Here is a 7,688-nt window from a genome sequence, read left to right as displayed (position 1 = left end):
TGCCACGTCAGCGGTGTAAATCACCAAGGCCCCCTTTAGCGAAAGATGATCTACAACACGCATAGTACGTCGCCGGATGCCCGAGTAAATGTCCGTCCTGTTACTTGTTATCGGGCGACATGACTTGACGCTCGATGTGGTGATCACGGGGAGCCTGACCCCGCGACCCTTCCCCTACGCGGCCGATGGTCAGCACGGGTCCCGGAGTTGACTGGAAGGTTGACAGACGGGTGTGGCGACATCGGTTTCGCGTGGAGCGAACGCATATGTATTGACATACCGAATTACCCATAAGTCTACGCCGAGCCATTTACAGTGCCATCCGTCATCATGAATGACCAATCTGGTCAAGCATGATGAAATATGCAAAAAATAGCATTGTTGTCATTAAAAGCGGACAGCAAACCTGCCAGGGCGGAGTACGGGACATCGCCCGCACCGGAGCACGAGCAAGGACTCACGGACCGTCGAGACCCCGACACGCCGAGGCGCCGGAAGCACCCGGCGCGGGGAGACGTCAGGCGGTGTGCCGGTACGTCGAGTAGGTCAGGTAGCCCGCGTCACCGCCCTGGTAGTACGTCGCCTCGTCGACGGGGGCGACCGGGAGGCCGGTACGCAGCCGCTCGACCAGGTCGGGGTTGGCGAGGAACCCTCGGCCGAAGCTGATGAGGTCGGCGCCCAGCCCGAGCCAGTGGTCGGCCTCGGCCCGCCCGGTCTGCTTCGGGCCCATCGGCAGCACCGGGTTCGTGACGAGGGTGCCCGGCCACGCGCGGCGCAGCCCGATCAGCACCTCCTCGTCGGCGGTGGCCTCCAGATGGACGTAGGCCAGGTCGAGGCGGGCCAGCTCGGCCAGCAGCGCGGCGTACAGCTCCGGCACCTCGGTCTCCTCCACGCCCCAGAACGTCCCGCCCGGGGAGAGGCGGATCCCGGTCCTGGCCCCGCCGACGGCCTCGGCGGTCGCCGACACCGCCTCGACGGCGAACCGGATCCGGTTGGCCACCGAGCCTCCGTAGCGGTCCGTGCGCAGGTTGGCGTTCGACGAGAGGAACTGCGAGATCAGGTAGCCGTTCGCGCCGTGCAACTCCACGCCGTCGAAGCCGGCCTCGACGGCCCGGCGGGCGGCCAGGCCGTACGACTCGGCGTGCTCGGGCACCTCTGCGGCGTCCAGGGCGCGCGGCGTCGGCGCGGGCCGGGGCCCGGCCGGGGTGAACACGTCGCCGACGGCCGGGACCGCCGAGGGCCCGACCGGCCGCATGCCGGTGGTGTCGGGATGGGAGACCCGCCCGCCGTGCATGAGCTGGGCGAAGATCCGCCCGCCGTTGGAGTGCACGGCGGCGGTCACCGGGCGCCACGCGGCGACCTGCTCGTCGGTGTGCAGCCCCGGCGTGCCCGGGTTGGACTGCCCGATCAGGCTCGGCTGCACGCCCTCGGAGACGATCAGCCCGGCCGTCGCGCGCTGCGCGTAGTACGTCGCCATCGCCGGTGTCGCCAGCCCGCCGGCGGCGGCCCGGACTCGCGTCATCGGGGCCATCACCATCCGGTTGGGCAGCGTCAGGTCGCCGAGCCGATAGCTGTCGAAAAGGGTCGTCACGTCGTCCTCCATGGTCGTCGGTCCCGGATCGCGGGTACGACGAGTACGCTAGAAGCTCACATCAATGTCAGAGGCAAGCCCTGTGACGCGGATCACACCGGGAGGACGATGTGCGCATCGGCGAGCTCGCGTCACGGACCGGGGTCAGTGTCCGGTCGCTGCGCTACTACGAGGAGCAGGGGCTGCTCGCCAGCACCCGCAGCGCCAGCGGGCAGCGGCACTACTCGGACGACGGGGTCGAGCGGGTCACGTTCATCCAGCGCCTGTACGCCGCGGGCCTGTCCAGCCGCACCATCGCCGAGCTGCTCCCGTGCACCGAGTCGCCCAGCACGGAGAACTCCGACGCCGCCCTGGAACGGATGGCGCAGGAGCGCGACCGGCTCTCCGCGCACATCACCGACCTCGTCCGCACCCGCGACGCGCTCGACGGGCTGATGGCCACGAACCGGGCGCACCGCGAGCGGCTGCGGGTGCCACTGGCCGGTTGACCACAGCGGGCGGCCCGGCCGGCGGCCGAAGGCGTCACGGTCAGGGAAGAGGGCGGGCCTCGACGCGGTGTGAGGGCGACGTCACGTCCGTGGCGCTCCCCTGACCGTCCGGCTGGAACAGCCGCAGCAGCCGCAGCGCCGGCACGGTCATCACCGTGGTGAGCAACGCCATCATCACCAGGACGGTGAACGTCCCCGACGAGATCACCCCGATGCTCAGCCCCGTGCTCAGCACGACGATCTCCGTGATGCCCCGCGCGTTCATGAGCACCCCCAGCCCCATCGCGAGCCGGCCCGGCATGCCGCCGACCCAGGCGATCGCGGCGGCGGTGCCGAGCTTGCCGAGCACGGCGGCCACCAGCAGGATCGCCCCGCCGACGAGCACCACCGGCTCGTCGAAGGCGAGGAACACGTTCGTCTGCAGGCCGATCGAGGCGAAGAACACCGGCAGCAGCAGCGACCGGTTGAGGGCGCCCAGCCGCCGGGGCACGGCGCCGAGCACGGGCGCGTCGCGGGGCAGCGCGATACCCGCGAGCAGGGCGCCGAAGATGGCGTGGGCGCCGGCGACGTCCGTCGCGGCCGACAGCGCGAAGATCAGGCCGAGGACGAGGACGAGCCCGGCGGGCGTGGACAGCGTGACCGCCGAGTACCTGTCCGCCAGGGCCCGCAGGAGCGGGCGCAGCACGAGGATCACGGCCAGGACGATCGCGGCCGTCAGCGCGATCGTCGTCAGGACGCCCACGGCCGAACGCGCGTGCGCGAGCGCGACGACGGCGGCCAGCGCGCACCAGGCGAGCACGTCGGCGACGCCCGCGCAGACGATCGCCAGGGTGCCCAGCCGGGTGCCCGCCAGCCCCGACTCCTGCAGGATGCGGGCCAGGACGGGGAACGCGGTGACGCTGAGCGCCGTACCGACGAACAGCACGAACGCGGCACCACCGCCGGATGGGCCCGCGAGGTCGGCGGCGAACGGCAGGGCGGCGAGCACGCCCAGCGCGAACGGGACGGCGACCATGGCGAGGGAGGCGACCCCGATGACGGTGCGCTGGCGGCCGAGGGCGGCGGTGTCGAACTCGGTGCCCACGGTGAACATGAAGATCACCAGACCGGCCTGGGCGAGCAGGCCGAGCTGAGGGTGCGCCCACTCCGGCAGGATCAGGCCGGTCACCGCCGGCGCGACCGAGCCCAGCACGGACGGCCCCAGCAGCAGCCCGGCCGCGATCTCCCCCACCACCGCGGGCTGGCCGAGGCGGCGGGCCAGGCGGCCGCCGAGGGAGGCGAGGCCGCCGATGACGGCGACGGCCAGGAACAGGCGCAGGATGGGCTGGGCGGGGCCCGTCTCGGCGCCGGGCGGCGGCGCGGACGCGGCGGGCGCCGCGCCGGAGCCGACGACCATGACGAGCAGGAGCGACCCGGCGGCCACCGCGATCAGCGCTCCCGCCAGCGTCAGCGCGCGGGCGGGAGCGGGCAGCAGGCGGCCTTCGGCCTCCTCCAGCGGGCTTTCGCCGCGCGCGTGCACGTCGGGTCGCACCTGTCGGTCCTCCAGGTTCTCGGCACGCGGGGGTGGTTCAGGCGGCGCCCGGTGGACGCCTCGTGGCGCGGCCACCGGCCAGCAGCAGCGCGGCGACGGCGGCGACGAGCCCACCGGCGATGATCGGGGTGAGCGCCGCGAAGCCGAACGCGGCCGCGACCTCGCCGAACATCGGCGGGCCGAGCAGCGATCCGAGGCTGCCCGCCTGGGCGACCAGGCCGCTGCCGACGTCGGCGTGGTCGAGCCGCTCCAGGATCAGCGGCAGGGTGGCGAAGACGAGGGCGGCCAGGAACCCGTTGGCGAGCGACAGCGTCCCGGCGCCCGCGAGCACCCCGGCGAGCGGGCCGCCGCCGTATACGAGCCAGGCGGCGGGCACGGCGAGCAGGCCGAGCAGCGCGAGGGCGCCGACCCGGGTGCCTCGGCGCAGCAGCATGCCGGCGAGCAGCCCGCCGGCCGCGCTGAGCAGCGAGATCACCGAGGTGCTCGCGCCCGCGGCGGCGGCCGAGTTCGCGTGCTGGTCGATGAGGAGCGTGGGGAGCAGCACGATCACCGGGATGGTCACCAGCGCGGTCAGGCAGAACGAGGCGGCCAGCGCGGCCGGCCACCGCAGCGCGCCCAGCCGGGGGACGGGCCCGGCGGCCGCCCGCGGACCGGCCCCCGAGCGGGGCAGCCGCAGCCGTACGGCCACCGCCATGAGGAGGGTGAGACCGGCGAGCAGGCCGATCCAGCCGCGCCAGCCGAAGGCCTCTCCGGCCGCGCCGCCGACGAGTGTGCTGGCGAACAGGCCCACGGACACGAACGTGGCCCAGATCGACAGGGCGGCGCTGCGGTCGCGTTCGTCGGCCAGGCGCAGGACGAGCACCGGCCCGGCGATGGTGACCAGCAGGTAGCCGAAGCCCTCGACGACGCGGGCGACGAGCAGCGTGGCGAAGTCACCGGCCAGGACACCCGCCGCGCTCGCCACGGCGATCAGGGCGAGGCCGTACACCAGCGACCCCTGCGCGCCGAAGCGGCGCATCAGGTAGCCGCCGGGCAGGCCGAAGACGGCGCCGACGCCGACGACCGCCGAGATGACCCAGCCCAGCTGTGACAGCGACAGCGACAGCTGGCCGGTCACCGCCGGTCCGACGGGGGCGAACTTGCCCAGGCTCATGGCGGCGACGACGCCGCCGAGATAGACGACGCCGATGGTCACCCACCGCGAGCGCGATCCGGGCCGCACGGGTCGCACGGGCGCGTCCGGGGCTGGCTCAGACTTCATTGTCTCTCCTTCGCACGATGTCACGGCGGCCCCAATGGTCATCGTGCCCTCGCGTGCCGGTCAACCCGGCACGGCCAGGACGGCGACGAGGCGCGGGCCGGCGAAGGAGAAGCGAACGAGCGCGGACCGCTGGTGGCGTGACGCGCGGCGGCCGTCGCGGACGTGGAGCCACAACCAGGCGGCGTCCTGGTCCAGGGCGACCGGTCCGCAGCGGGCCGACGGGTGGGCGGGGGCGGTGTAGCGGCTCAGCGGGGCGAGCAGTTCGGGCGGCAGGCCGACGAGGTCGACGTCCAGGATGTCGCCGCGTTCGTCCAGGTCGACGCCCAGGGCGACGTTCACCTCCAGATGGCGGAAAGTGGCGGGGGCTACGAGGGCCGCACCGGCGAGCCGCAGGTCGAGCGTCGCCGAACCCGGCCGCCACCCGGCTCCGTCTGCGGGCAGCAGCCGGTCGTCCATGGCGTGGGAGGGGGTCGCGGGCGTCACGGCCGCACCGCGTTCGTGGCGAGGATGCCGATCCCGGTCTCGGTGACGTTGACGGCGCCGGCCGACAGCAGGACGTCGATCGTCTCCGGCACGTCCCGGCTGGACAGCACGCCCTGCAGGACGACCATGTTCTCGTCGGTCAGCTCCGCCCCGGCCCGCCACGAGCGCCCCGGCATGGCCAGGGTGACCTCCGGCAGGCGGTCGGCGGGGGCGCGGACCGTCAGCAGCACGTTCGCCGGGCCGGTCCAGGCGCCGCGCAGCAGCCGGGCGATCCTCCCGATGACAGCGCGCCTGCCCTCGTCGGCGTACGCGGCGGGGTTGGCGATGAGCTGGGCGCCGCAGGTGCGGATCGTCTCGATGATGCGCAGGTTGTTCTGCTGGAGCGAGTGTCCCGTCTCCACGACGTCGACCATCACGTCGGCCAGTTCGGGGATCTTGGCCTCGGTGGCGCCGTACGAGACGACCACCTCGGCGCGCCGGCCGGCGTCCTGGAAGAAGCGGCGGCCGATGTTGGGGTACTCGGTGGCCATCCGGACGCCGTCGTCGAGGTCGGCCACGCTGGTCGCCGGGTGGTCGGCGGGCACGGCGAGGACGAGCCGCCAGGGTTTCTCGGTGTTGCGGGAGTAGTCGAACGACTCGACCACCTCGACCTCGGCGCCGGTCTCCTCGACCCAGTCGGCGCCGGTGAGCCCCATGTCGAACGAGCCGTTCTGGACGACGAGCGGGATCTCGCGCGGCTTGTAGAACGCGACCCGCGCGGTGCCCGCGTACTCGATGGTGCCCCGGTAGGAACGTTCGGAGGACCGCCGCACGTCGAGGCCGGCGGCCGCGAAGAGCTCCAGGGCCCGCCGTTCCAGGGATCCCGTCGGCAGGGCGAGCGAGATCATGCTTCCTCCTTCGCGCGTCAGACGTGCAGCAGCCGGTCGATGCCGATGATCGGCGGCGTCGCCAGCTCGGCGGGGCGTACCTCGATCTCGCCGACGACGAGGTCGGTGGGCCAGGAGTCGACGATGGTGCCGACGCAGCGGGCGATCGAGCGCGTGCTCATCTTGTACGGGTCGTCGTCGCCGTCGAGGTTGGCGATGGCGCCGGGCGAGACGAGGCAGGCGCGCACGCCGTTGCGCCGCTCCTCCAGCAGCAGCGTCTCGACCAGCGCCTTCAGCCCGGCCTTGGTGGCGCTGTAGGCGGCGCCGCCCTCGAAGTAGCGGGTGCCCGCGTGGCTGCCCATCGCGACGAAGACGCCCCGGCGGGCCCGCAGCGTCGGCAGCACCGCCTGGAGGAGGTGGAAGCCGGCGCTGAGGTTGATCGCCACCAGGCGTTCCCAGTCGTCCTCGCGCAGGTCGGCGATCGGGTCCAGGACCCGGTCGACGGCGTTGGACACGCAGACGTCCAGCCGCCCCGCCTCGGCCAGCACGTCGGCGACGGCCCACCTGATCTCCGCGGGCCGGGACACGTCGCAGCGCCGTTCGCCGAGCCAGTCCGCGCCGGCGAGGGAGCGGTTCAGGGAGTAGACGCGGAACCCGCGCTCGCGCAGCTCCTCGGCGATGGCCCGGCCGCTGCCCCGGTTGGTACCGGTGATCAGCGCCACCCTGCCGTCATCTGATGACATCGAGGATGCGACTCCACTGGTTGACGATCTCGTCGGCGTCGACACCGTCGCGGAACAGGTCCTTGTCCAGCGGGGACCCGTCCTCGTGCCGCAGCCGCATGCAGTCCTGGGAGATCTCGGAGATGACGGTGAGACCGCCCTCGGCGGTGACGCCGAAGATGAGGCACATGTCCCAGACGTCCACGGGGTGCAGCCAGGAGCGCAGTGTCTCGTTGACGGTCAGGGCGAGCTCGCGCATCTCCTCGACGGGCAGCCCGAGGACGCGCAGGTAGTCCTCGCCGATCGGCTGGTCCTCCGGGTCGACCCGGTAGTCGAACTTCACGACCGGGCGCGGCAGCGGCGCGCCGTCCTCGAACAGGCCGGGGTACTTGCGCGTGGTCGAACCGGTGGACCGGTTCTTCACGATGACCTCGAAGGGCGGTGCCGGGCAGTAGTCGGCGAGGTAGGTGTCCGGGCCGACCCGCTCGCGGAACGCGCACGCCACCCCGGCCGCCTCGATCCTGGCCGCGGCCTTTTCGTAGAAAGTCAGCCGCAGCGGCCCGGTGCGCTCCACCATTTCGTCGCGCTGGTACGTGAAACTGCGCAGGCTGGGGACTATCTGCACGAGGCACTGCCCGTCGGGCAGCCGCCACAGGCGCTTACTGCGCCCGACGATATCCGGCTGCACCGTTCTGGCTATTTCGGAGATCGGAATTCGCCGGCTCGATCCGTGGTCCACATCGCCT

Annotated in this window: 8 protein-coding genes; 1 reads left to right on the top strand and 7 read right to left on the bottom strand. The window is 72.6% G+C overall.

Annotated elements, in window-relative coordinates; genetic code table 11:
* Positions 1–517: 517 nt before the first annotated feature.
* Positions 518–1,591, bottom strand: coding sequence for an alkene reductase (locus ACSC1Q_RS36070; protein ID WP_436763209.1), 1,074 nt, complete (start codon positions 1,589–1,591; stop codon positions 518–520).
* Between the two features lie 110 nt (positions 1,592–1,701).
* Between ACSC1Q_RS36070 and ACSC1Q_RS36065 the strand changes: the two genes are divergently transcribed.
* Complete coding sequence (locus tag ACSC1Q_RS36065; RefSeq protein ID WP_436763208.1) at positions 1,702–2,079, top strand: MerR family transcriptional regulator; 378 nt, start codon at positions 1,702–1,704, stop codon at positions 2,077–2,079.
* Between the two features lie 40 nt (positions 2,080–2,119).
* On the opposite strand, the gene ACSC1Q_RS36060 is transcribed toward ACSC1Q_RS36065, so the two are convergent.
* The 6 genes from ACSC1Q_RS36060 to ACSC1Q_RS36035 are packed head-to-tail and all read right to left on the bottom strand — an operon-like array spanning position 2,120 to position 7,630.
* Positions 2,120–3,610 (bottom strand): cation:proton antiporter, encoded by a 1,491-nt coding sequence (locus ACSC1Q_RS36060; protein ID WP_436763207.1) that lies wholly within the window; start codon positions 3,608–3,610, stop codon positions 2,120–2,122.
* A gap of 37 nt (positions 3,611–3,647) precedes the next feature.
* A complete protein-coding gene (locus ACSC1Q_RS36055) occupies positions 3,648–4,871 on the bottom strand; it encodes an MFS transporter (RefSeq protein ID WP_436763206.1) in 1,224 nt (407 codons plus the stop codon).
* A gap of 60 nt (positions 4,872–4,931) precedes the next feature.
* Positions 4,932–5,354 carry a hypothetical protein gene (locus tag ACSC1Q_RS36050; protein ID WP_436763205.1) on the bottom strand — a complete coding sequence of 141 codons (423 nt, stop codon included), beginning with the start codon at positions 5,352–5,354 and terminating at the stop codon, positions 4,932–4,934.
* Entirely contained in the window at positions 5,351–6,241 is an 891-nt protein-coding gene (hisG, locus tag ACSC1Q_RS36045; protein WP_436763204.1) for an ATP phosphoribosyltransferase, read from the bottom strand. The genes ACSC1Q_RS36050 and hisG overlap by 4 nt, the downstream gene beginning before the upstream one ends.
* Before the next feature lie 17 nt (positions 6,242–6,258).
* Positions 6,259–6,963, bottom strand: a complete 705-nt coding sequence (locus tag ACSC1Q_RS36040) for an SDR family oxidoreductase (protein WP_436763203.1) — start codon at positions 6,961–6,963, stop codon at positions 6,259–6,261.
* A complete protein-coding gene (locus ACSC1Q_RS36035) occupies positions 6,950–7,630 on the bottom strand; it encodes a phosphoribosylaminoimidazolesuccinocarboxamide synthase (RefSeq protein WP_436763202.1) in 681 nt (226 codons plus the stop codon). The genes ACSC1Q_RS36040 and ACSC1Q_RS36035 overlap by 14 nt, the downstream gene beginning before the upstream one ends.
* Positions 7,631–7,688 lie beyond the last annotated feature (58 nt).

The organism is Streptosporangium heterodermiicola (assembly GCF_051390675.1).
GTDB lineage: Bacteria > Actinomycetota > Actinomycetes > Streptosporangiales > Streptosporangiaceae > Streptosporangium.
This window is presented reverse-complemented; position numbering and strand designations above follow the sequence as displayed.

Excerpts from the sequence above, each read along its gene's own strand:
- ACSC1Q_RS36055 (WP_436763206.1), bottom strand. The coding sequence starts at position 4,871 with ATGAAGTCTGAGCCAGCCCCGGACGCGCCCGTGCGACCCGTGCGGCCC.
- hisG (WP_436763204.1), bottom strand. The coding sequence starts at position 6,241 with ATGATCTCGCTCGCCCTGCCGACGGGATCCCTGGAACGGCGGGCCCTG.
- ACSC1Q_RS36040 (WP_436763203.1), bottom strand. The coding sequence starts at position 6,963 with ATGTCATCAGATGACGGCAGGGTGGCGCTGATCACCGGTACCAACCGG.